20 protein-coding genes, 1 other RNA gene and 1 pseudogene are annotated in these 23,638 nt (G+C 41.9%); 20 read left to right on the top strand and 2 right to left on the bottom strand.

Annotation, left to right across the window (positions count from 1 at the left end; all coding sequences use genetic code 11):
- Positions 1 to 55 precede the first annotated feature (55 nt).
- The 17 genes and pseudogenes from Q1X33_RS07605 to Q1X33_RS07525 all read left to right on the top strand — a co-directional run bounded on the left by Q1X33_RS07605 (position 56) and on the right by Q1X33_RS07525 (position 19,089).
- Positions 56 to 1,066, top strand: coding sequence for a hypothetical protein (locus Q1X33_RS07605; RefSeq protein WP_005226162.1), 1,011 nt, complete (start codon positions 56 to 58; stop codon positions 1,064 to 1,066).
- Between the two features lie 12 nt (positions 1,067 to 1,078).
- Positions 1,079 to 2,467, top strand: a complete 1,389-nt coding sequence (locus Q1X33_RS07600; RefSeq protein ID WP_301969615.1) for a hypothetical protein — start codon at positions 1,079 to 1,081, stop codon at positions 2,465 to 2,467.
- A gap of 309 nt (positions 2,468 to 2,776) precedes the next feature.
- Positions 2,777 to 3,655, top strand: coding sequence for a glucosaminidase domain-containing protein (locus Q1X33_RS07595; RefSeq protein ID WP_016609285.1), 879 nt, complete (start codon positions 2,777 to 2,779; stop codon positions 3,653 to 3,655).
- Between the two features lie 198 nt (positions 3,656 to 3,853).
- Positions 3,854 to 4,783 carry a cysteine synthase A gene (gene cysK / locus Q1X33_RS07590; protein WP_005226159.1) on the top strand — a complete coding sequence of 310 codons (930 nt, stop codon included), beginning with the start codon at positions 3,854 to 3,856 and terminating at the stop codon, positions 4,781 to 4,783.
- Positions 4,784 to 4,951: 168 nt separating this feature from the next.
- Positions 4,952 to 5,392, top strand: a complete 441-nt coding sequence (locus tag Q1X33_RS07585; protein WP_005226158.1) for a Fur family transcriptional regulator — start codon at positions 4,952 to 4,954, stop codon at positions 5,390 to 5,392.
- Positions 5,389 to 5,775 carry a RidA family protein gene (locus tag Q1X33_RS07580; RefSeq protein ID WP_015509753.1) on the top strand — a complete coding sequence of 129 codons (387 nt, stop codon included), beginning with the start codon at positions 5,389 to 5,391 and terminating at the stop codon, positions 5,773 to 5,775. Before Q1X33_RS07585 ends, Q1X33_RS07580 begins: the two co-directional genes overlap by 4 nt.
- Before the next feature lie 111 nt (positions 5,776 to 5,886).
- Positions 5,887 to 6,588, top strand: coding sequence for a DnaD domain protein (locus tag Q1X33_RS07575; protein WP_005226156.1), 702 nt, complete (start codon positions 5,887 to 5,889; stop codon positions 6,586 to 6,588).
- Positions 6,589 to 6,612: 24 nt separating this feature from the next.
- A complete protein-coding gene (gene nth, locus Q1X33_RS07570) occupies positions 6,613 to 7,269 on the top strand; it encodes an endonuclease III (protein WP_005226155.1) in 657 nt (218 codons plus the stop codon).
- A 596-nt stretch (positions 7,270 to 7,865) separates the two neighbouring features.
- Entirely contained in the window at positions 7,866 to 8,240 is a 375-nt protein-coding gene (locus Q1X33_RS07565) for an LPXTG cell wall anchor domain-containing protein (protein ID WP_005226154.1), read from the top strand.
- A gap of 14 nt (positions 8,241 to 8,254) precedes the next feature.
- Positions 8,255 to 9,057 (top strand): annotated as a pseudogene (locus Q1X33_RS07560) (WxL domain-containing protein).
- Between the two features lie 41 nt (positions 9,058 to 9,098).
- Positions 9,099 to 9,911 (top strand): WxL domain-containing protein, encoded by an 813-nt coding sequence (locus Q1X33_RS07555; protein ID WP_005226152.1) that lies wholly within the window; start codon positions 9,099 to 9,101, stop codon positions 9,909 to 9,911.
- A 13-nt stretch (positions 9,912 to 9,924) separates the two neighbouring features.
- Complete coding sequence (locus Q1X33_RS07550) at positions 9,925 to 11,052, top strand: DUF916 and DUF3324 domain-containing protein (RefSeq protein WP_005226151.1); 1,128 nt, start codon at positions 9,925 to 9,927, stop codon at positions 11,050 to 11,052.
- Position 11,053: 1 nt separating this feature from the next.
- Entirely contained in the window at positions 11,054 to 14,107 is a 3,054-nt protein-coding gene (locus tag Q1X33_RS07545) for a WxL domain-containing protein (RefSeq protein ID WP_301969614.1), read from the top strand.
- 515 nt (positions 14,108 to 14,622) lie between these two features.
- A complete protein-coding gene (locus tag Q1X33_RS07540) occupies positions 14,623 to 16,419 on the top strand; it encodes a glucosaminidase domain-containing protein (protein WP_301969613.1) in 1,797 nt (598 codons plus the stop codon).
- A gap of 18 nt (positions 16,420 to 16,437) precedes the next feature.
- A complete protein-coding gene (lepB, locus tag Q1X33_RS07535) occupies positions 16,438 to 16,917 on the top strand; it encodes a signal peptidase I (protein WP_015509748.1) in 480 nt (159 codons plus the stop codon).
- Between the two features lie 121 nt (positions 16,918 to 17,038).
- Positions 17,039 to 17,890: a hypothetical protein gene (locus Q1X33_RS07530; protein ID WP_301969612.1), complete on the top strand. Its 852-nt coding sequence runs from the start codon at positions 17,039 to 17,041 to the stop codon at positions 17,888 to 17,890.
- A gap of 2 nt (positions 17,891 to 17,892) precedes the next feature.
- The gene (locus Q1X33_RS07525) at positions 17,893 to 19,089 is read left to right on the top strand and encodes a hypothetical protein (RefSeq protein ID WP_301969611.1); all 1,197 of its coding nucleotides are present in this window, start codon (positions 17,893 to 17,895) and stop codon (positions 19,087 to 19,089) included.
- A 78-nt stretch (positions 19,090 to 19,167) separates the two neighbouring features.
- Here Q1X33_RS07525 and Q1X33_RS07520 read toward each other — a convergent pair whose 3' ends face one another.
- Both Q1X33_RS07520 and recU read right to left on the bottom strand, forming a co-directional pair.
- Entirely contained in the window at positions 19,168 to 21,489 is a 2,322-nt protein-coding gene (locus Q1X33_RS07520) for a PBP1A family penicillin-binding protein (protein ID WP_034857413.1), read from the bottom strand.
- A 1-nt stretch (position 21,490) separates the two neighbouring features.
- Positions 21,491 to 22,117, bottom strand: a complete 627-nt coding sequence (gene recU, locus Q1X33_RS07515) for a Holliday junction resolvase RecU (protein WP_015509744.1) — start codon at positions 22,115 to 22,117, stop codon at positions 21,491 to 21,493.
- A 70-nt stretch (positions 22,118 to 22,187) separates the two neighbouring features.
- On the opposite strand from recU, the gene Q1X33_RS07510 reads away from it, so the two are divergent.
- The 3 genes from Q1X33_RS07510 to rnpB all read left to right on the top strand — a co-directional run bounded on the left by Q1X33_RS07510 (position 22,188) and on the right by rnpB (position 23,605).
- Positions 22,188 to 22,733 (top strand): DUF1273 domain-containing protein, encoded by a 546-nt coding sequence (locus tag Q1X33_RS07510; RefSeq protein WP_005226143.1) that lies wholly within the window; start codon positions 22,188 to 22,190, stop codon positions 22,731 to 22,733.
- A 71-nt stretch (positions 22,734 to 22,804) separates the two neighbouring features.
- Positions 22,805 to 23,215, top strand: coding sequence for a cell division regulator GpsB (gene gpsB / locus Q1X33_RS07505; RefSeq protein WP_005226142.1), 411 nt, complete (start codon positions 22,805 to 22,807; stop codon positions 23,213 to 23,215).
- 24 nt (positions 23,216 to 23,239) lie between these two features.
- Positions 23,240 to 23,605, top strand: an RNA gene (gene rnpB / locus Q1X33_RS07500) — RNase P RNA component class B.
- The last annotated feature ends 33 nt before the right edge of the window (positions 23,606 to 23,638 follow it).

The raw sequence follows: 23,638 nt of genomic DNA, 5'->3' as shown, positions 1-23,638 counted from the left end.
AGAGAACAGGGAAGAACGACTACTTGAAGAAAGAGGAATAAGGAGATGAGAAAACATGATGAAAAGGTTGAGGGTTAGTCACACGAACCGACGAAAGAAATGCGGCGTTATGAGTGGAAAAAAGAAAAAAACCATTCTTTTAGTAATACTACTGCTAAAGCTATTTTCACGAGACGTTTACGCAACAGAATTGAATGAAATTGCAACAGGTGATGAAGCAAACGTTGTGATACATACTGATTTTCTCAAGAGTGAAGTGACAAATCCGTCTATTTATCTCACCTATACGGCCGTTCCGTCAAGTGGAAGTGAGATAATTGATGTTCACGTTGAGATCAATGGGGCATACCATAGTCATCTTTATTTGAAAGATGAAAACAATCACGAAACAGTGGAGGAATTCGAATTCGGCAGTGGAATCGTTGTTTTGCCCTATCATCAATCAGAAGCGATGTATCTTGAGCTTGTAGCGGTTGACAGCAGCGGCGCCAGTGGGCGATTCAAATTAGAACATCCGATTACTGTGGTAGATCCACCCACTCTGCCGTCACCAACTCCAGATGAAATTAGTACTGAATTCTTTTGGGAGGATGAAAGAACATTTGTGAACAATCGCTTATACATGGGAATCGCTGGAGAAACAGAAATAGATCGATTCCGAGTATCAGAAGCGAAGATCCATGAAGCAGTCGAATCGATTGGCGGGACAATTTTGCAAGAAGCGGATTGGTCATGGCATATTCTCATAGGTGTCAAAAAAAGTACCGCTGAAGAGCTGATCGCCATGATTATGAGTCTGGTGACGAATTATCCTGAGGTCTTCGACGGGGGCAGTTTAGATATAATTGAGAATGTCGGACATGCAGGAGAGACAAGTGAGACATTTGATGTGGACACGAACGAGACCTTAAATGATCCGTTGGCCTATGCACGATCAAATGAGGCTGCAGCTTCTACTGAGCCGTTGGAGATTCCCACCGGAATGACACTATTTCTTTATATAATAATGGTAATACCAGTGCCAAGTTTGGCCGTAACATGGTTTTTACTCAGACACAAACGCTAAATAGGAGGAAAAATGGAAATAAAAAAGAAACGATTGCGCAATAAAGTCGTGGTATTAGTGATCATCTTGCTGTTTACACCCAAAATCAGTCATGCTGAAACGAATAGTAATACAGAAAGAGACGGGCAAACAATTATAAACATGGAAGATAAACCGATCATCGAACTACTCAGTGAAGAGCCTGGTGCAGAATTAAATGTGCCCTTTTTTGAGATAATCTACGCAATAACCCCTACTACAGGTAGTTTTATTGATGAAGTGTTCGTGAAGGTCGATGGGGAATTCGATCGTTATCTTTTTCGAAGTATCACTTCATCAGTAATGATCGAACCCGGTCGAAAAATAGCTGACGCACGTTTATTTCTTCCAACTGAATCTGAAGCGCATCGATTTGAACTTGTAGCCATTGACAGCACAGGAGCAATGGCGACCTATTCATTTGAAGAACCATTTTATATGAACGAATCTCCAGGCCTACCTGCACTGTTTTTGGAGGATATCACTACTTATGAGGCAGACGGCGTAAAAAAGGGTTTTGTGAACAATCGCATACACCTTGAAATCGACCGTGCTGCTCGCGATGAGCAGTTTCCCACATTGACTGAACAATTGTTGGATAGTCTCATCACACGTGAAGCTCAACTTTTAGCTGGACCTGATCAAAATGATCGAGTAACAATTGAAGTAGCACCCTTTTCCTTTGAGGAATTTCATCAGATCCTCTTTGAAATCAGACAATTTTCTTCTGGGTTGATCAAAAGGGGAGCTTTGGAAGAAATTGATCCCACGACTGTTTCACTTGATCCTAGAGACGAAAAGCATGCAGCTCGGCCCATGACAATTACTTCAGATATGGTTCAGACAGGGTGGGTCCCTGGACTATTTTTGCGCAAATATCAAGCGAATCTGCTCAGGTTTAAGTTTACCCTGAGTGAGGAGAATTATTTGCTGCACAAGTACTTTCCGTCCACTGATTTAGGACGATCATTGTTCTATCAACGGGCGGACGATGCCGTAAGGCAAATCGATGGAATCAGAGTAATCGATCCTCTGCCGATGTTTCCGTATATATGGGTAGAACTCGATGAAAATAGTCCCAATGAATTGATTGAAAAAGCCCAAAAAGTAATGAGAGAATCCGCGGATGTATTTGACCAAGCAGAGATGGTCTTGATCAATGATTTTCTAAATGGCGAACCATTCTACGAAGAGGTGCATAGGCAAGTACCAGTTGTGATCAATGTGAATGGTACCGTAGGCTCGCTGTCTTCGGTAAAATGGATAGGGATCACACCGACTATGAAGTCAACTTACCGCACTATCATAAGTCTCCCCATAATTTACTTATGCTTCATTTTTTGTGTGTATCTTTGGAACCGAGTGCGTTTTCGTCCCAAATAGTTTTAGATTTTTCAGGAATCGACGGCGATCAACAAGGCAGGTTCAGAAAGGAGCTAAGAAAGCAAGGTGGTTGAAGGAAGCTGAGTTGTTGCAAATTTGCTTTTTGATTATTTCTGAAATAGAAAAGAAGAAAGCAAAAAAACTTTTAAAAGTTTTTCATTTTGTTAAGAATACTAAGAATGTTCGTTTAGTTTTTTAAAAGACTCTTTCCCGAGTGTAAAGTGAACATTGTTTGCACTGTTAGATGTTTTTCCGTATAATAGCTGTATTGATTTATTTGAAAAAACGTACAGTTACTGGAGGAAAAAAATGGGAAGTTATCAAACAAGAAGTGAAAGACATCATCAACCAAAGAAGACGATAAAAAGACCTACTAAAAAGGCGGTGGTCTCTTTGATGGGGGCAGGAATGATGTTAGCGCCAATGACGGTCACTTTCGTTCCTCAACAGGTACAAGCTGCTGAGAATCAATACGCGACGCAGGACATCTCAGGTTTTATTGAGCAAATTGGCTGGTCAGCACAAGATGTTGCTGCCAACAATGATCTCTATGCTTCTGTGATGATTGCTCAAGCGATTTTGGAAAGCGGCTATGGTTCTTCCGCGTTATCCAATGCACCCTATTACAATTTGTTTGGGGTCAAAGGCAGTTACAACGGACAAAGTGTCTATATGCCTACACAAGAGTATTTGAATGGTCAGTGGGTAGAGATGAATGAACCGTTTCGTCAATATAACTCTTACTGGGAATCGTTTCAGGATCATGCGAATGTCTTGCGCAGCACGAGTTTCGCGACAGGAACTGCTCATTACAGTGGTGTTTGGAAAAGCCAAACAACCTCATTTTATGATGCAACGAATTACTTGACGGGGCGCTATGCTACCGATCCAGGGTATGCACAAAAACTGAACTGGTTAATTGAAACGTATCAGCTCACACGCTTTGATACTGGGACAACGCAAAGTACCGCATGGACAAGTACAACGAGCACGACTAGCACCAGTACTACGCAAACTACAACGACGACTCAGGTAAACAGCGGATCTACAGCGCAGAGCTATCACGTTGCTTCAGGCGATACACTTTGGGATATCGCCAATAAATTTGGCACAACGGTCGACGCTCTAATGGCAACAAATGGGTTATCTAGTGAGGTCATTGTTGTTGGCCAAGAATTAATCGTTTAATTATCTGATACCGCCTTAAGAATGATTGCTCTAAATGGCATCATTCTTAAGGTTTTTTTGTAATGGAAAAACAAAATCAAGAAAGTGAATACAAACAAATATAAAAAAATAAGAAAAAAATTGAAATTGCTTACTTTTTATTCGCAACTCGGGGTTATTTTAGGTAGAATGGAAGAATAAGAACGGGAGGGATTTTCAATGACAAAAATCTATCAATCGGTCAATGAGTTAGTTGGGCATACGCCAATCGTCAAATTAAATCACATCGTAGAAGAAGGTTCTGCGGATGTGTATCTGAAATTAGAGTTCTTCAATCCTGGGGGAAGTGTCAAGGACAGAATTGCTTTAGCCATGATTGAAAAAGCAGAAAAAAATGGCTTGTTAAAAGCTGGTGATACCATCATCGAACCAACATCTGGGAATACTGGGATCGGCTTAGCCATGATCGGTACGGCAAAAGGCTATCGTGTCGTGCTGGTTATGCCAGAAACCATGAGTATTGAAAGACGTAAAATTGTTCAAGCTTATGGCGCAGAGTTGATTTTGACCCCTGGGTCTGAAGGAATCACTGGTTCTATCAATAAAGCAAAAGAATTAGCAGAACAAGACGGCTATTATATGCCATTACAATTTGAAAACCCAGCCAATCCAGAAGTCCATGAAAAAACGACAGGGAAAGAAATTGAGGATGCGTTTGAATCTAAAGGGTTAGACGCTTTTGTTGCTGGGATCGGCACAGGTGGCACGATCACTGGTGCGGGGAAGGAATTGAAGCGCGTCTATCCTAATTTGAAGATCGTGGGCGTTGAGCCTGCAGAATCAGCTATTTTAGGAGGTGGCAAACCTGGTCCCCATAAGATCCAAGGGATCGGCACGGGATTTGTTCCTAAAGTACTAGACACTGAGATTTATGATCAGGTGATTGCCATCGCTAGTGAGGATGCCATGGAAACTGCGCGTCAAGTTGGGATGAAAGAAGGAATCTTAGTAGGAATTTCTTCTGGTGCAGCGATCAAAGCGGCATTAGAGGTTGCTAAGGACTTAGGAAAAGGCAAAAAAGTCTTAGCGATCGTACCAGATAATGGTGAACGCTATTTGTCTACGGCACTGTATCAGTTTGAAGACTAGCAAAGAGGGGGAAAGCAGGCATTCGTTTGTCTGCTTTTCTTTCTCGAAAAACTGAGGGAAGACGGGCTAGGCAAATGCGTTATTCCTTTAAAAAAACAAGGAAAGCTGTTTGAATTTTTAGGTTTTACATAGTATGATAGGTAAGATAAGAGAAATGGAGGAACTCCTGTGAGTACGATCTACGATGAAGCGATCAAACGATTAAAACATGAAAATATTCGTATTACACCGCAGCGAGTAGCGATATTAGAATTTTTAGCCAGTCACGATGCCCATCCGACCGCTGAAGAGATTTATCGGGCGATCGAAGTTCATTTTCCTGGTATAAGTGTCGCAACGGTATACAATAACTTACGTTTGTTCACAGAAATTGGCTTTGTAAAAGAAATGAATTATGGAGATGCCTCCAGTCGTTTTGATTTTACAACGGAGCCTCATTATCATGCTATCTGCCAAAAGTGTGGAAAGATCGCTGATTTTTACTATCCAGGATTGGAAGATGTCGAAATGGCGGCTTCGAAATTAACTGGGTATCAAATAAATAACCATCGACTAGAAGTTTATGGTCTATGTCCTGAATGCCAAGTGAAAGAGGAGGAAACAAAATGAAGATAATTTCTACAGATCAAGCACCACAAGCAATCGGTCCTTATGTTCAAGCAAAAATCGCAAACGGCTTTTTGTTTGCTTCTGGTCAAGTGCCATTAGATCCTGTTTCGGGGGAAGTTGTCGGTACGACGATTGAAGTACAGACTCAGCAAGTATTGAAAAATATCAACGCGATTCTTGAAGCGGCGGAACTTACGCCAGATGACATCGTTAAGACGACATGTTTTTTAAAAAATATGAATGATTTCGTTCCTTTCAATAATACGTATAGCACATTGTTCAATGAAGCGTTACCTGCACGTTCTGCTGTCGAAGTTGCTCGCTTACCAAAAGATGTTTTGGTTGAAGTTGAGATCATCGCAGCAGTCAAAGAAAAAGCGTAACCAACAAAGAATCGTGGGACGTCCGCATTTGCGTCGTCCCCTTTTTATTGATTCGATCCTGATAGGAAGAATCTTAATGTTTCAAGTGAGCCAAGGAGAAGAGGATGTAGTATGGTTTCGTTAAAGGAATATTTGGCAAAAGGGCAAACGACGATTTCAAATTTGCTTTTAGAGAATTACCATCATCTTGGTTTGACGAATGATGAATTTTTGTTATGGCTGCAACTGTATCGCAGCCATGAGCAAGGCAATGATTTTCCAGATTTACGTGAGATCGCCTCGGTGATGGGCAGCGACCAAAAAGAGATCTATCATTGGTTGAATCAATTGCTGAAAAAAGATGTGCTGCGAATGGGTTCTAAAAAAGACGACGCAGGAAAAATGGTTGATTATTATGATTTCACTGGCATTTATGAACGGCTCGAGTTTCTTTTGCAGCAGCAATCCAAAAAAGAAGTCGCTGAAACAAATGAAGAGAAGATACGCGAGTTGTATCGCTTATTTGAAGGAGAATTTGGTCGCCCCTTATCGGCGATCGAATACCAACGGATCGGGCAGTGGTTGGATGAGGACCACTATGATCCCGAGCTGGTCCAGTTTGCTTTGCGAGAAGCGGTCTTGAATCAAGCGTATAGTTTAAACTATATCGATCGTATTTTGCTTTCGTGGGAACGCAAGAATATTACCTCAAAAGCGCAAGTAGAAGAAGAGCAAAAAAGAAGAAAAAAACAGTTTCTTCAAAGTGAAACCACGCCACAAGAAGATGGCCCAATGCCCAAAATCCCTATGCATAATTGGTTAGAAGGAGAGTAAGATACAAGGAGTTTAATTCGTCCAATGATCAGTAAAGAAAAAACAATGACTGCGATAGAAATAATGTATGAGATGTTTCCTGAAGCACATGGAGAACTAGTGTCAAAAAATGCCTTTGAATTGCTGATTGCTGTCATTCTAAGCGCACAGGCAACGGACGTGTCAGTCAATAAAGTGACACCGGCACTTTTTGAAGCATATCCAACGCCGCAGGCTCTCAGCGAGGCGCCGTTAGAAGACATTATTGAAAAAATCAAATCGATTGGCCTCTATCGAAACAAAGCGAAAAATATCAAAGCTTGTGCCTCTGAATTGTTGCTGCGTTTTGGAGGCGAAGTGCCTCAAACCAGAGAAGACTTAATTTCTTTGCCAGGTGTCGGCAGAAAAACAGCGAACGTCGTTCTTGGCGATGCATTTGGCATTCCAGCAATCGCTGTCGATACGCATGTCGAACGGGTATCAAAAAGGCTTCGCATCTGTAAACTAGACGCCAACGTATTAGAAGTCGAACAAACATTGATGAAAAAGATTCCAGATACGTTGTGGGTCAAAACGCATCACACGTTAATTTTCTTTGGTCGTTATCATTGCACAGCCCGGGCACCTAAGTGTGAGGTTTGTCCATTGTTGACAATGTGCCAAGAAGGAAAACTTCGGATGAAGGGGAAGAAAACCATTTAATGGTGAACATAAACCAAAAGTAACTAGGATCAAGACGCTAAGCGAAATCGCTTAGCGTTTTTTTTTGCACAAATTGATAAAAAAACAGGTAATTAACGTAATACCCTTTATTAAAGCCCTTTCAAGTAACTGGAAAAACATAAGCTTACTGAATTTTTTTGATTACACCACTCAAAATCAGATGTTTTTTCACAAAGAGATCGTGTGAGGGATGATGCTCGATGCGAAATGAACCTTCCGATACGCCTTTTTTTTGAAACTATTTGTAAGCTTAGTATGATGGGCTTCTTTCGCACAGTTTTTAACCTTTCTTTTTATAAAACAGCATATTTTCGGTCAATAAAACGTAAAATTAATAAGAAAATTCACCTATTGGTGAAAAATAGTATTTCAAATCTTTGAAAATCATCAGTATAGTGAACTTTGTCAAAGGTTATAAGTCTTTCTCTGCTATTTTACGAATGACAGAAAAAGCGTTGCACAGTTCAAATGATTCTGTAACGATCTCAAAATCATTTTTTGTTAACGGGTCTTAGACAAACACAGTTTTGAAAAGATCACTTATAAGATGTGGCAAGTATAGAGGAGGAGGGAGAATGAAAGGAGAAAAGGTATGGAAATTAGTTCGTATGGTTCTGTTTTGCACTCTTTTTTATGGGATAACTATTTCTACGGCAGCGGTGAATGCTCAGGAAGTGCAGTCGGTTGAAACAGAAAGCTCTGTGCTTTTTACCGGTGTTTATGAGCCTATTGGGCAACCCGAACCAGCACCGCCAGCAGGCCCTACAGAGAATATCTCGCCACCAAACGAGGTAGCAAAACCAGGTGGTATTTTACCAAAGACCAACGAGACAAGAACTTACGGCGTAATCTTACTTGGATTACTGCTCGTACTGGTTGTATTGTATGTGCAATATACCAAACATCGATCAAGATTTATGATGGTTAAAAAGAAAAGACAAATAATTTGAAAGCAGGGATGAATTTGAAATTCGTACGATTTGCATCGGCAGCTGTTTAGCTGCAACTTTATTTACTATTAGCGCGCAAGCCTTCGCTACTGAAAGTGTAACAAACCATGATACAGAAGGGAAAGTTCTCTTTGTACCAAACGATAGCGAAGCGACAGTGGTTCAACCACCAAATCCTGGTCCTAATGGTCCAGATGTAGAGATCAATCCAGTCGGCCCGGAAGGACAAACGGGACCATTGACGATTGCTTACGCACCTACGCTTAATTTCGGTGAGCAAGTGATTTCTAATACCGATCAGGAATATAAGCTAGTGGCTGAATTACACAAGCTAAAAGACGCGGAAGATAGTGAAGAAAGAGTTCCATATGTTTCATTTGCTCAAGTCCAAGATACGCGTGGGACAAATGCTGGTTGGGACTTAAAAGTTTCCTTAAGTGCTTTTGAATCAGGAACACAGAATAATGAACTGACTGGAGCAAGAATTCGTTTTAATTCGCCAAAATTGGAATATAACGGAAGCAACCAAGAAAATGAACCACAAATTCATGCGGATGGATTGATTTTAGATGCTACAAATAGTGAGCGTTCGGTTCTGACCGCTGCTCAAACAAAAGGTGCTGGCGTATCGTCAGTCGTTTGGGGCGATCAGGAAGAAATCAATCGACAAGTGGAAGCAGGCGCAGAGGTTGTTGAAAATGCTGGAATCGAGTTACTTGTTCCTGGATCAACAGCAAAAGACGCTGCTCTTTATGAAGCAACCCTTACTTGGACATTGGCTGCAACAGCTGGACCGGACGGAGAAACGGTTCAATAACTTAGTTTTGTACTGAATAAAAAAGAAAGAAGGAACTAGAAATGAAAAAGATTCGTTTAGCTACGGTCGCTGTATTATCCACCACTTTACTAGCAGGAGGCGTTCAAGCCTTTGCCCAATCTTCATTAGAAACGACTACCGATAACGTTGTAGGATTTACCTCAGACGGAAGCGATCTAACAGTGGTACAACCGCCAGTCGTGCACCCAGAAGTAGAAACGATCGAACCAACACCGCCAGGACAAACGGGTCCATTTACCATTGCTTATGCACCACAAACATTCGATTTTGGTCAGAATGCTATTTCTACCAGTGATCGTTGGTATTCGATCGTTGCTGATGAGCGTAATTTGGCTGATCAATCAGGTACGACACCGTATGTATCGTTTGCCCAAGTACAAGATACCCGAGGAACGCATGCTGGTTGGACATTAAATGTTAGTCTAACTGATTTTACTTCTGAATCAGGGGATGTCTTGACTGGGGCAAAAATCAAGTTGGCAAACCCTGAGATCGTGTTCAACAAAGGTGAGGGTGATCGAGACTTACAGCCAAGTGCCGTTATCAATAATGAAGAACAAAATGCGTTGATCCTAGATGTCAACGATCAAGACATTCCTGTCATGCGTGCTTCGGTCGGTCAAGGTGCGGGCGCTTCATCGATTTACTGGGGAGATCAAGAAAAATTGACGGAACAAAATCTTAATAAACAAGAAGGCGAAATTATCAGAAATGATGATATTCAACTATTTGTACCAGGCTCTACCACGCAGCTAGCAACTAACTATACTGCGGAAATGACATGGACGCTAACTGCTTCTGTTGATAGTAGTGGCGAAACAGTAAATCCGTAAGAAGGATCATAGCTTGCAACAAGAAACAACTGGCAGGAATAGTAAATTATTCCTGCCTTTTTTGGAAGGAGAACCACTTTTGACTGAACAACGTATGAGAATGAAATGGACAAAAACGGTTACCTGTGCGGTCATCCTACTATCATTCTTTTTTTCACCAAGATTGAGCTATGCTCAGACAGAATCAGAATTAAACTTCTATGTGACGCCTATCTTACCTGAAAGTCAGCTGGAAGGAGGGGCGTTGGGGTATTTCGATTTAAATCTTGGGGCAGGAGAACGTGATGAATTGGCTTTAGAGATCGAAAATGGTTCTGATCAAGCGATCGAAATAGAAATTTCTGCCCATACGGCATTTACGAATGTGAATGGTGTTGTGGAATATGGCCGGGATGCAGAATCCCCTGATCCGACTTTACCTGCATCAATTGATGAACTGGTAGAGGTGCCTGAAACCGTATCGTTCGATCCATTAGAAAAACGAATCATTTCTTTACCGATTACGATGCCAGAAGAGGAATTTAAAGGGGTTTTGGCAGGTGGCATTCGAATCAAAGAGGTTATTTCGGAAGAGGAGCAAACACAATCTGCTGAACAAGGATTAGGCATTCGGAATGCATTTTCCTATGTCATTGGTGTGGTAGTAAGCAACAATCGGTCCGCAACGGATCCGGGATTGGAACTGCTTGATGTTTTTGCCGATCAAGTAAACTACCGAAACGTATTTAGTGCTGTTATCCAAAATTATACTTCAACATTTGTCAATCAATTGGAAGTAACAGCTGAAATTCGATCTGTTGGCAGTGAGACGATTTTATATGAAACAAGTCAATCAGCGATGCAAATGGCTCCTAATTCACATATGCATTTCCCAATTCCCTTGAATGGTGATCGTTTTCGTAATGGGGAGTATGTATTGAATCTTACTGCGCGGTCAGGAGAGGAAGAGTGGTCTTGGGAACAGACATTTAGCGTAGAGGCAGAAGATGCTCGCCGCTTAAATGAACTCGATGTCACTGTAGATACGTCACTCAATTGGTGGATGATCGCCACGGCTGGTCTAATCAGCTTGTTTCTATTGCTTGCGATCATCCTAATTGTTCGTCAGAAAAAAAATGCAAAGGAAGGTGGGAAAAGTTGAAATGAAGAATACCTCACACAAGGTAATAATTGCGATCATTATTGGATTACTAAGTGTGCAAACTTTTTTTCCAAGTCTGAGCAGTTTACTATTGCCAGAAATCCACGCCATCGATCACACGATTGAACCATTGGACGAAACGCAGAACATGTCCTTGCTTGATAAAGCAACACAACCGATCCAAACAAAAGAATTTGACATCCATACCCCTTTTTTTCAGTTTCCAGTTAGTGTGATTGAAGGTGTCGTGGATCAACCGATCGATGTTTTCGTCGTATCAAGCCAACCGTTAGATGAGATTACGCTGGTTGTAGCGAAAGAAGCAGCGATCGTGGAAGAAGAATTTGCTGCAGAAGTGAAGAGTAAAAAGCTGTCTGAAGATGAACAGGAATGGACGCTTACCTTTGATGAAGAGCTAATGGAGTTCGAGATTCCTATCGTCTTTAATAAAATAGGCGATTATCAACTGGTTATAGGTGAAGCGGAACTAACGATCGAAGTACAGGCAGAAGATGACGAGGAAGAGGACTCGGATGATGATGCAGATAATGAAACGATCGAGACAGAAGTCTCACCATCAGAGACGCCGCAGGAAGGGGAACGAACCACGCAACCTTCCAATGACGCGAACCTAAACGAGAATCAGCAAGACACAGAAGCTGATCAAGCAGAAGCGATTGCCCAATTGACAGAACCGGTCACACCGTTAAACGAAATCAGTCACCGGGATGTTTCCAACTGGCAAGAATTTATGGCGGCAATCGTGAATAAAGATGTAAATTATATCAATATCGTAAACGACTTTGAATCTTCGGATAATCCTACTCAAGGAGTTTCTGGAGTGGCTGTGGGAAGTGCAACTTCCAACCCAACAAATGGATTAGCCTATATTTGGACCAATGCTTCTGGAATTTCAAGAACGCTTGTGATCGAAGGCAATGGGTATCAAATCGACTTTAGAGCTGTTGCTGTCGGATTTTATGATAGTACCGTCAATAGTGCAACGCCGTGGGACATCACGTACCAAAATATCGATATCGTTCATGGCAACTATTATGGCTTCATGAATTTTACGAATATGAGCATTCCACAACAGAATCTATCCAGAATGCGCTACCATAATTTGACCAATGCGGGAAATCAATTGATTCACTCGCACGCAACACCTGTCGTTATGTCTGGCGAGGTAACATCGCATCAATCACCGACGTATACGTCCCGATCAGGACGAGTACAAACGATCAACGCAACGAATCAGGTAAATATGGAAATAACCCAATTAGAAGTTCTCGATAACGCAGTAGTTGACATGTCAACGATTAATGCGGGAAATATTTATTTGTACTATGCAACGGGTCGAATGATTATTGGCGATGATGTGAAAATGACCTTGCGAACAGCTGGCACAGGAGGAGAAGCCTATGGGGCAAATATTTACATTCAAAATGGTCGGATCGATATCGGTAATCGATCAGAGCTTCATTTGAATGCTCGAGCCAACTCCCCCGCAATCAGTATGTATGCTAGCGGCGCCCACTTTGAAATGTCTGAGGATAGCAAAGTGGTAATCAAAGCTGACGGACGTACCACAAGCCTCAATGGATGGGGCTATAACATTATCTACATGGGTGCTGGAAGCACGATGCTTATTGGAAATAAAAGCAGTGTCGAAATTGATGCAGTGAATCAAGGGACCACCACCTCCGGAGTGATCCATGTAGCTGGTGCCGCCACATTTATTGTTGCTAAAGAAGGAATCTTGGATATTAAGTCAGACGGAACCAATCCCTCTCATTCCTTGATGACATTTTTGAGCTCGGCCTCAACCTTCACTTTTGCGGATGCACAACGCATCAATTTAGAGAAAACAAGGGCGGTTACCGGAAATGCAGCAAATAGCAGCCTTATTTCGATCTCCGGCAGCGGTGGGCTATTAGATGTGGATATTCAAGCAGCGAAACAATGGCGGCACGGAAACTTGACGGAGGAACCAGACTTCAGTTGGAGTCCAATCTTCAACTTAAAAGTGAATTTTGCCTCTACCTTGTCATCGATTTCGAATGTTTCTTCCATCTCTCAAGAGATCGTTGATCATTTTCGCGCGAATTTTACGACAAGAGCACAACGTATCCTATTTGAATATATTCCAGATGTCGAGGTTCATTTAGAACCATTAACGGAAGACCCGGCACTGGAAGGTTCAAGAATCATTAAGGGAAAAGCCACACCTTATAGTGTGATTCGTTTTGACGGAGATCCAGCGATTCCCGCACCGCAACTGCAATCACCTTCTTTTGATGATAACAGCTTGTTCCATCTTCAAGCAGATGCCAATGGTGATTTCAGCTTGACTTTAGCCGAGGGGGATCGGTTTACAAAACATAATACGGTGACGGCTTACGCTTTCTTAAATGGAAAATTTGATACAGCTGAAACAGTTGTTCAAGAGATTGCCACAATGAATCCACGAGATCCGATCGCACCAGATATTGAAGTGAACCCAGAAAATAAACCGGATATACCAGAACATTTAGGGTTTATCAGTATCGATTTCATCTCCCAGTATAGCTTTGGAGATGTATCAATAAGTGCAGATACCAAACAGTACAAGGCATTGCCGCAACGTCTTAGTAGTGCAGATGGCTCAGTAACTGAGGAACGGCCAAATTACGTGCAGATTTCTGACCGGCGCGCTCAATTTACCGGTTGGGAACTTAACGCGACATTATCCGCTGCAGGATTTCGTAATGATCGAGGAGAAGAACTTCGGGGTGCACGAATTATTTTAGAAAATGCAGTTATGCTGACGAATGCTGCCAATTCAGCAATTCCTCCCACTTATAGTGAATCAATGATCCTTGATCCTGGGGTACCCGCTTTGATCGCTGAAGCAGATGCAAATGAAGGAAGCGGTACCTGGATTCAGCGCTACGGGGATATGGGGACGATGGGGGATAGTGTCAAACTTGAAGTACCCATTGGATCAAATCCGCGTAACATGACCTACCAAGCAACGATTGAATGGGAGTTAAGTTTTGTCCCATCTACCGAATGATCAATGCTCAATCTTATCAAATGGAAGCTGTTGACGCCTATGACAGCTTCCATTCATGATAGGAAGATAGTGAGTAAATCGCTTGAAAAGCAGTGGGTTTTACCGTTTTTTTGCGGTAGATCACGCTTGCTTCATAATAACCGCGAAGATATAGAGTTCACCTAAACTCGTGCAAAAACTATTCAAGCAGCTTTGAATCAGTTCGTCAGGTTTTGTTCAAAACCAATGATGCCAGCTGAAACAAGAGAAAGGAAACTGTATGAAGAGTAAAAAAAAAGAAGTCATATCTGACATTATTCAGTGCTGGGATTTTAGCAAGCCAACTTTTTGTTTCTCCCGTATTACTGGCGAAAGAAAGCCCTCAGCCTGATAACTATTCAGAAAATACAAATGTCGAACAGCAACTTGATGACCAAGATTCATCGGCAGCAGAAGACCAAGAAAGTCAAGAAGACGTCAGCAAAGAGCAAACGGAGGACTCGACCGAGTTATCCTCCGAATCAAATGAACCGCTTATGGATTCAGAAACAGCAGATCCCGTTGTAGAATCTCTTGATTCGTCTGAAGAATCAGACTCAACACAAACGACCGAGTCAGCGGAAACGACCGAACTAGAGGAATTAGAGTCCACGGAACCTTCCGAGGAAGAGGAAAAAATAGATGCTGAAACGGACGATCTAGAAGTAGAAACAGAGAACAAGCCAAAAGAGACCGACTTGATTGATGAGTCATTGGCACCAAAAGAAAATGAAATTTCAACTGAGAGCAACGAAAATACTGAAAATGCAAAAAAAGAGGAGCCGAAAACACCTCCGATTATTGCACCTGAGCAAGTAATAAACCCTGTCGTTCAATCACCAGATGCTACTTCTCACTTGAAAAATTCTTTTTATGATGGACGTACCATTGATTTACCAGAGAGTTTTCGGGCAGCGAAGATCGCAGATTCGAATCTGTTAGATTTCACCTTGCCGATATTAGCTAATTATGATGCCCAATGGCAAGCGGCATTGGTCTACGAGATCATCGGGCAAATTGGTGAACTAGAAGAACCATCGACAATGGACGAATGGATCAATGAACGGATCAAAGCGGTTATAGAAGGAAAAGCTAGCTGGATAGAAAAAGAACAGCAGGTTGAACAATTACAACCGGGGGATCTTTTATATGACGCAAATCAGTTAATCGGTATCTACCTCGCAGATGGTTACCAAGCAAGTTTAGTGACAAATCAAGAAGAGCCAACGAAAACTGCCATCGAAGTTCAGCGGGTTTCAATCGAAGAGCCGCTATCGATCAGACGGCTATCAAATCCTGAATTGGCTACATATGGCGAAAAGCTAGTTACTGAATATCCAGCCCCTTACGAATTTACAGTGAATCAAAAGACCCAGACGTTTATCGAAACATTGGCACAAGAAGCCCAAAGCTTAGGGCAAGAATACGATGTCTTTGCTTCTGTATTAATCGCGCAAGCGATCCTTGAAAGCGGCAGTGGCGACAGCGGGCTTTCCAGCAGTCCCCATTATAACCTTTTTGGGATCAAAGGCAGTTATCAAGGAAACAGCGTGACTTTACCAACAATGGAAGATAAAGGCAACGGAGAACTATTCCAAATTCAAGCCGCCTTTCGTTCCTATTCAAGTTATCGAGATTCGATGGCAGATTATGTCAAATTGATTCGCGGAGGAATCACTGGAAATCCAACCTTTTATCAAGACGTGTGGCGCTCTGAATCAAAAAACTATCTTCGGGCAGCAGATGCTTTGACGGGTACTTATGCGACCGATGTTAATTATAGTAAAAAAATCAATTCACTGATTGCGGTCTATGGATTGACGCAATATGACCAAGTGATCGCAACAGAAACAGGCTTGTTTATCCAAGGAAAAGAACAAATTCCAGAAGAGTATCGCTCCCTCATGACATTTCCAGAATACAACGGTCGTGACTACAATCTTTCTGGTTCGTATCCTGTTGGACAATGTACTTGGTATGTGTTCAATCGGGTGAGTCAATTAGGCGGTCAAGTAGATGACTACATGGGAAATGGTGGTCAATGGGGCAATACCGGACGACGTTTAGGTTACAACGTCAGTCAAACGCCTAAAGCAGGCAGTATGATATCTTTTGCACCTGGAACAGCTGGATCTGATCCTCGTTATGGTCATGTCGCTTTTGTTGAAGCCGTTGGTCCAAATGGTATTTTGGTTTCAGAAGGAAATGTCTATGGTGGAACGACAATCTCTTATCGCGTGATCAGCAATGAATTGGCGCACTCATCAAGTGTTTCATATATTATGCCAAAATAAGGATGGAGGGCTGGCAATATGAGTAAAAGGCATAGACAAATAGGTCTTCCTATCAGCGGTATCTTTTTGATGGTCCTTTTGCTTATTGCGTTTCTTCAGCCGTATCGACTGGCGTTAGTCAGAGGAACGTCCATGCTGCCGACGATCGAGGATCGACAAGTTGTGCTGATTCATAAAAAGCGCCAGCCAAATCGCTATCAGCTGATCGCTTTCGAACAGGAAGGAAAATTTTTGATCAAGAGAGTGATTGGTGTGCCAGGGGATTCCTTCGTTCGTACACAGGAGCGGTTGTTGATTGGGGCGGAGGATACTGACTTTGATTTTTCATTTATGATCACTGTGAAGGATGAAGCCGTTGAGGCGTTGCCGATTCGGGGGTACCTCAAAGAAGATGAGTACTTTGTCGTTGGCGATGCACTGCTCACTTCAAGTGATAGTAGAGAATTTGGAATCATTTCAAGTAAAACCTTTTATGGTGTGGTGACCACGTTCTTCTGACACATCAGCTTTTTGAAAGGAAGTTTGCGATGATTCATTTCTTGCAACATATCAACGAGACTAAGTTTGTATCAAAATGGATGAATAAAACGAATTTTAGTTTTGATGGAAGGAAGAGACTGTGATTTTTATCTATATTGGGATGATACTGCTTGCCATTGGAGCAGGTAGTATCATCGGTTGGCGATTGTATCGAGAATATTTATTAAGAAAAGTTGAAAAGCAGCTGTCGTCAGATGCTTTAGCCAAAAGGAAACTGCGTTTATTTAAGCACAACCTGCGCAGTGGGCACCTGCTAATTTTATTGGGCTGCAGTAGTGCCATAATCGTAAGTGTCTTGCTACTAACAGTTTTTCAGCTGACAGGCGGCATTCATTTGCAAAAGCTGCAAGAAGAAACCAGTCAATTGAAAGAGGAAGTCTTCGCGCTAAGAACTGAACAAACGGAATGGATGCGTATGCCGATTTTTGCATATCCTGAGAACGGCTTTTCTTTTGAAGCGATTGATTGGGAGCATTTACTCGTCTCCAATGATCGTGAAGCACAGTTTGCAGCTGAATATGAGTTGGCCTATCAGTTATCACCATATCTAGGTCGCACTGTAGCGATGATTTTTGTTGATCAGCCTTTGCAAGAAATCTCGATTGTTCTATCTAGCAAATTACCATCAATTGATGACTTAAACGGATGGGAAGAGAATTTTTCTCGTCTACTCCATGATATGCAGAACGTTCCCCTGATCACCCAAGGAACCTTCTCTGTCCAATTTTCCAAGGATTCTGATCAGTCCTTTGAGCAGACGATCATTCGTGACGAGAATGGGGTCTGGACCCTTTTAGAACGCAGATTCCCAAACACTGATGCTCAAGAAGTAGCCAACAACGAGAGGAGCGAGAGCATATCGTCTACTCCTCAAACGGATCAAAGTGAAACGATCAATACAAATGAACAAAAAGGCAGTGTGAAAAATTAATGATGAAAAAGAAAAACAAAGGTTGGTTTTCTGCCCAAAAGCTAATGGATGAAGTGAATCAATTATCCATAGAAGAGCTGAATGAATTTGAGGAGACAAATCAAGAAGAGGGAATCGTTGAGGATCAAGGGTCCGCAAAGGCTACGCCTGAAAAAAATGAGGACGAGACCAATCGACCAGCGGACAATGAACCCCCTAAAACCCAGAAAGAAGCAGTAAAACCTGTCGCACAAACTTTCGCAAAACCGATTTCTCACCAAAGAGTGGCTGGAGATCAGCAGAAAGAGCAAAGTGTCAAAAAGATAGCAGTGCAGCAAAAGTCCTCTGGCAACCGTGATAGCTACGCCAAGGATAGTCAACTCGTTGAAGATAAAGGAGAACGTATGGAGAAAGAATTGAGTACAAACCAGACAAATAAGCAAGAGTCAAAAGAACAAGAAAAGGATCATATGATTGAAAATTTATCTTTTGAAATCAAAGAATTGATTTTAGAAAATGAGCAACTACAGGAAGAAAAAAATCAGTTAAAAAAACAGCAGAAGGTAGTGGCTCAACAAGAAGCAGAGGCAAAAGAATTAAAAGCTTCGCTAGTAGAAGCGAATAAGAAAGTCAAAGACCTAGAAGAGCAGCTTGCAAAAGTAGATACAGAAAAACTTGAAGTAAAAATCCAGCAATTAGAAGCCAAGTTAGCTGTTCAGCAAGAAAAAGAGCAACAAGAGAAACAAACTTACGAAAAGGAACGCGCTGAATGGACCTTGAAGCGGCAAGAAATCCAGCAGCTGCAAGAGGTAATTGCTGATTTGAAACAGCAATTGGCAGAAAAAGAAGAGCTTGCTGCAAATGTATCAGCTAGCGAATCAAATGAAGAAGTCGCAGAGCTTCAGGCGACAATCGAAGCATTAAGGGAAGAAAATGCAGCCCTACAAATCGAAAACGAGCAGTTCCAAACAGAAATCAGTGAGGTCTTAGTCTTTGCTAGAAGAAAAGCGAATCGCACAATTCAGGAAGCGAAAATCGAATCTGAACGAATGATCCGTACAACAGAAATGCGGATCGATGGGATTCATGATCGTGCCAAAGAGATTCTTTTTGAAGTGAACGAGACGAAAGAAAATGTGATTCATTTATTTGACGATCTGCATAATCAAGTTTATAAGCTTTCCGATAAAAAATTGCTGTTTGAAGAGCTTGAAAAGTAAGCTTCTACATTTATATGGCAGGAATTTAAAAAAAACAGTAGATCAGATTTTGATCTACTGTTTTTTTGCGATTCTCCATTATTCGACACTACCATCGTTTGGTTCCGGCGGGTCCGGTGGTGAGGAAGGATTATCCTCACTGCTGGAAGGTGTTGTTGAACCGGGATCCTGACTAGAAGCAGGAGGCGTAACGACCGATGATGAATCATCCTCATCAGGTGTTGTCACTGGTGGTGTTACTTCGCTTGATGATTCTGTTGTACTTGATGGTGTTGATTCGCTACTTTCTGTAGAAGGTGTCGTTGGTTCAACGTAGGAACTGCTGCTGGACGAACTTGGTGCTGAATAGCTTGGTTGGGTGTACGTCCCTTCAAGATAAAGCTCTCTTCCGATCCGTGTCAATCCGTCAGGCATTGTCCAGTCCGTGTTTTCTACAGAAGCAGAAACATAGCGCATCAATTCACGATAGACATCTGAAGCCACATGGGTACTACTATCAGTGATCGGTGTCATTTTGTCGTTGTAGCCTGTCCAAACCGCCAATGAGTAGGAGGGAGTATAGCCGGCAAAGGTAATATCAGGGTAGGCACCATTCGATGTATCCAGTTGTGCTAACTGGTCATCGGTGTAGTTGGACGTTCCCGTTTTCCCTGCTTGATACAAACCATCGATTTGCGCGTTGGTTCCAGTTCCGACAGAAATAACATCTTTCAAGATATCGGTCACCATGTAAGCTGTCGTATCATCCATTGCTTCTTGACCAGAAACTTTAAAGGATTCTTCGTCTTCTGTACCATCTTGCATGACGATTTTATTGACGTACTGTGGTTCATAATAGGTGCCACCATTTGAAAACGCAGCATAAGCAGCGGCCATTTTCAGACTGGAGATCCCATACTTTGTGCCATCCAATTTATCCGTATTGCTGGAAATCGCATTGGATTGGGTGATCGTATCATATTCGATTCCTAAACCACTGAGAAAGTCTGCGATATTGTCCGCGCCGACTTCATCAAACAGCTTCACTGCCGGCACATTTCTAGACTCTGCTAGAGCGGTCCGCAAGGTGATATTGCCCATATATTGGCGATCCCAGTTGTAAACAGGAATATTCGTCCCTTTATACGTGTAAGGTTCATCTAAAATCATTCTACCCGTGGAATCTTGTAGAAATTGAAAGGCAGGGCCATAGTCTGTGATTGGTTTGACGGTCGAACCAAAGTCTCGTGCGACATTGACAGCCAGGTTATTTGCTAGAACATCATCAACATTACGGGCACCGATCTGAGCGGTCACCTTGCCTGTGTTAACATCAACTAAGGTAGCGGCAACTTGCATCTTGTCATCTGGGTAATCAACGTAGTCGTCACTGTTGACGATGTCATATAATCGTTTTTGTGCATCGATATCGACATTAGTATAAATATCTAAGCCGTCAGTATACACATCTTTCCCAGTTTTTTCTTTGACTTCAGCGATCACTTCGTTAAAGTAGTTGTCAAAGTATTTCCACTCTTGGTTTTCACGGGGATTGTCTTGCAAGCCTTCTTGAATATCCTCGGCAACGGCCGCATCATATTCTGCTTGCGTGATTTTTTCATTTTCCAGCATCGCACCTAAAACAACATCTCGCCGACTTTTCGCATTATCAGGATGCGCAAATGGGTCAAAAGCTGAAGGGGCATTTGGTAAACCGGCAATCAAAGCGGTTTGCGCAAGGTCTAGTTCAGCTAACGGCTTGCCGTAAAACTTCATTGCGGCCGTTTGCATCCCATATACACCATTGGACATATATACTTTATTGATGTAGTAAGTGAGGATCTCTTGTTTTGATTTCATTTGTTCAAGACGAACCGCCATCCATGCTTCTTGTGCTTTTCGACGTAATGTTTGGTCTTCAGCGCTGGTAGAAAAGAAGGACAGCTTGATCAATTGCTGTGTCAACGTACTTCCGCCTTGCATACCGCCGGTTGTGGCATTGGATAATGCGGAACCGACGATCCGAATCGGATCGACTCCGATATGCTGGTAGAAGCGGCGATCTTCGACAGAGACGATCGCGTCTTCCAGCAGTTGAGGAATCTCACTTGCTGTAATTTTTTCTCTGGTTTCACTACCGAATTCAGTGATCAATTCGCCATTTGACGCATAGAAACGAGAAGAAACCGTTGAATCCAAACGTGTTTCATCAAGTGCAGGCGCATCTTTGGCATACCACCAGAATAGCCCCATCCCGGATAGAATCCCGATACAGCCTAAGAAAAACAGCCCCATAAATACTTTTAAAAGAATACTCCCAATGCTTCGTTTGCCTTTTGCCTTAGGAGGCTTTGGTGCTTTTTTAGCTGTACCTTTTTTAGAATCATGCCGAGAGGTCCTCGATTGTGATCCATTTGCCATACTAATCATTCTCCTTCATCGTTAAAAATTGATCAACTGCTTTTAAATAGGGAATACGCGGCGCAATTGAAGGGATGATTTCAATCCCATTCGTTTCAATATAGGCCAGTGTCATTGATTTTTTTCCCGTTTCTTTTTGCAGGTGCCATTGAGAAACTAAGCACTTGCTATCGAGAAAAAAGCAGCGTTGTAGACTAGAAAACCATAAAAGAACAAAACATAAACCCGCTTGTTCCAAACAGTCTTCCATATGCTTGATTTGGTGTGGATGAAAATTTTTAAAGGGAAATGACGTTTTGTTTTGAGTCTCTTTCGCTTCAAAGTCGATATATTGCCCTTGATAAACCCCATTGTAATCAGTGGTGGATGCCTCACGGAAATAGGCTTCTTTGATTACGGCGGCGCTTCTTCTTGGATAATCTACTTTCACGATTTGAATTGGTGTCGGTTTCTTATGAATGACAGCAAGTTTCCGATTCAAATAATAAAGGTTGCTTTCATTGATCGCTTCTTCAAAACGCATCCCACGATTGGCATACGTTTTTGGCTTTATTAGTTTCTCTTGCATTTTTTGTTTTTTGCCGTCATCATAGGTAGTAGATTGTCCATTCGGGTAACGAATAACCATGTTGTTCACACTCCTAGGCAACATTATACCAAAAAGTCGTTTGGAAAGAAAAGAGATGACCAGAGAAACAATGAAAACCTTATACTTTACTGGCTATCGTAATTATGAATTAGGTGTCTTTCAAGCAAAAGATCCCAAGATTGCAGTTATTAAGAAAGTAATAATGTCGACTTTGACCAATTATGTCGAAGAAGGGTTAGAATGGCTCTTGATCAGCGGGAATCTTGGAGCGGAGCTGTGGTGTGCCGAAGCCGTTGAACAATTAAAACAGACATACCCAGAACTGAAACTAGGAATTATTTTTCCATTTGAAGGGTTTGGTGAAAATTGGAACGAAACAAATCAGCAGGCACTGCAAACAGCGAAGTCATTTGCCGATTATGTCAATGCCACCAGCCATAAGCCTTACCAAGACCCCAGTCAATTAAGAAATCACACGGCATTTTTACTGGAGCATACCGAAGGTGCACTTGTGTTATATGATGACGAATTTCCAGGAAAACCTAATTATTTCTTAAGAGATGCCAAAGCTTATAGTGAGCAAAATCCCTACTTTATTCATCAAATAACAATGGATGACCTACAAAACGCAACATTTGATAGTAATTTACTTTGATTTTCGTATATTTTTTGATAGAATGGTCTAGAAAGTGAAAACCATTTGGAATAAACAATGAGGTGTAAATAATGGCAAATTTAATTTATAGTCCAAAAGATATTCTGCAACAAGAATTCAAAACAAAAATGCGCGGGTATGATCCAGTTGAAGTGGACGAGTTTTTAGATAATATCATTAAAGACTACGAAAGCTACAATAAAGAGATCTTAGCCCTGCAAGAAGAAAATGACCGTCTGACAGCGAAAATCGATCAATTGTCGAAAAACCAAGCGATCGCATCTCGTGTTCAACAAGAAGCGCCGAAAAGCCAAACCGTTACAAACTTTGATATTTTGAAACGTTTGTCTAATCTTGAAAAAGAAGTGTTTGGCAAAAAGCTTGATCGTGAATCAGAACCTGTCACTCGTTCTTCTTCCTACAACAGCAACTATACAAATGCTGATTTTGAAGATGACAACGAAAAAACCCGTCAATTCTAATCTAATGTAGAAAAGATAGTTGTGGTTTTCGGGTAATTGCGGCATAACTCGATTATGCTGAGGAAAGTCCATGCTCGCACAAGCTGAGATGCTTGTAGTGTTCGTGCCTAGCGAAACCATAAGCTAGGGTACTTGAGAAAGTAACGGCAGGAAAAATGGCTAAGGTGTAAGCTATGCCTAAGTATCCTTGAAAGTGCCACAGTGACGAAGCAAGGCGGGAAACCGTCTTGGTGGAACGCGGTAAACCCCTCGAGCGAGCAACCCAAACAATGGTAGGGGCACTTTTTGCACGGAAATGAACGGAGCAAGAAGGCAAGTAATTGCAGATAGATAATTACCCAGTGTTTTCTTCTCCCTGAGGAAAATACGGACAAAACATGGCTTATAGAAAATCACAACCTATCAGGGAATCCTTCCAGCAAC

It is taken from the genome of Enterococcus sp. B2E4, assembly GCF_030499455.1.
Classification (GTDB): domain Bacteria; phylum Bacillota; class Bacilli; order Lactobacillales; family Enterococcaceae; genus Enterococcus_D; species Enterococcus_D casseliflavus.
Note: the sequence above shows the minus strand (reverse complement) of the source record. Positions and strands in the feature narration are given on the sequence as shown.

Coding starts and splice junctions, on each gene's coding strand:
- Q1X33_RS07605 (WP_005226162.1), top strand. CDS start 56: ATGATGAAAAGGTTGAGGGTTAGTCACACGAACCGACGAAAGAAATGC.
- Q1X33_RS07600 (WP_301969615.1), top strand. CDS start 1,079: ATGGAAATAAAAAAGAAACGATTGCGCAATAAAGTCGTGGTATTAGTG.
- Q1X33_RS07595 (WP_016609285.1), top strand. CDS start 2,777: ATGGGAAGTTATCAAACAAGAAGTGAAAGACATCATCAACCAAAGAAG.
- cysK (WP_005226159.1), top strand. CDS start 3,854: ATGACAAAAATCTATCAATCGGTCAATGAGTTAGTTGGGCATACGCCA.
- Q1X33_RS07580 (WP_015509753.1), top strand. CDS start 5,389: ATGAAGATAATTTCTACAGATCAAGCACCACAAGCAATCGGTCCTTAT.
- Q1X33_RS07575 (WP_005226156.1), top strand. CDS start 5,887: ATGGTTTCGTTAAAGGAATATTTGGCAAAAGGGCAAACGACGATTTCA.
- nth (WP_005226155.1), top strand. CDS start 6,613: ATGATCAGTAAAGAAAAAACAATGACTGCGATAGAAATAATGTATGAG.
- Q1X33_RS07565 (WP_005226154.1), top strand. CDS start 7,866: ATGAAAGGAGAAAAGGTATGGAAATTAGTTCGTATGGTTCTGTTTTGC.
- Q1X33_RS07555 (WP_005226152.1), top strand. CDS start 9,099: ATGAAAAAGATTCGTTTAGCTACGGTCGCTGTATTATCCACCACTTTA.
- Q1X33_RS07545 (WP_301969614.1), top strand. CDS start 11,054: ATGAAGAATACCTCACACAAGGTAATAATTGCGATCATTATTGGATTA.
- Q1X33_RS07540 (WP_301969613.1), top strand. CDS start 14,623: ATGGATTCAGAAACAGCAGATCCCGTTGTAGAATCTCTTGATTCGTCT.
- lepB (WP_015509748.1), top strand. CDS start 16,438: ATGAGTAAAAGGCATAGACAAATAGGTCTTCCTATCAGCGGTATCTTT.
- Q1X33_RS07525 (WP_301969611.1), top strand. CDS start 17,893: ATGAAAAAGAAAAACAAAGGTTGGTTTTCTGCCCAAAAGCTAATGGAT.
- Q1X33_RS07520 (WP_034857413.1), bottom strand. CDS start 21,489: ATGGCAAATGGATCACAATCGAGGACCTCTCGGCATGATTCTAAAAAA.
- recU (WP_015509744.1), bottom strand. CDS start 22,117: ATGGTTATTCGTTACCCGAATGGACAATCTACTACCTATGATGACGGC.
- Q1X33_RS07510 (WP_005226143.1), top strand. CDS start 22,188: ATGAAAACCTTATACTTTACTGGCTATCGTAATTATGAATTAGGTGTC.
- gpsB (WP_005226142.1), top strand. CDS start 22,805: ATGGCAAATTTAATTTATAGTCCAAAAGATATTCTGCAACAAGAATTC.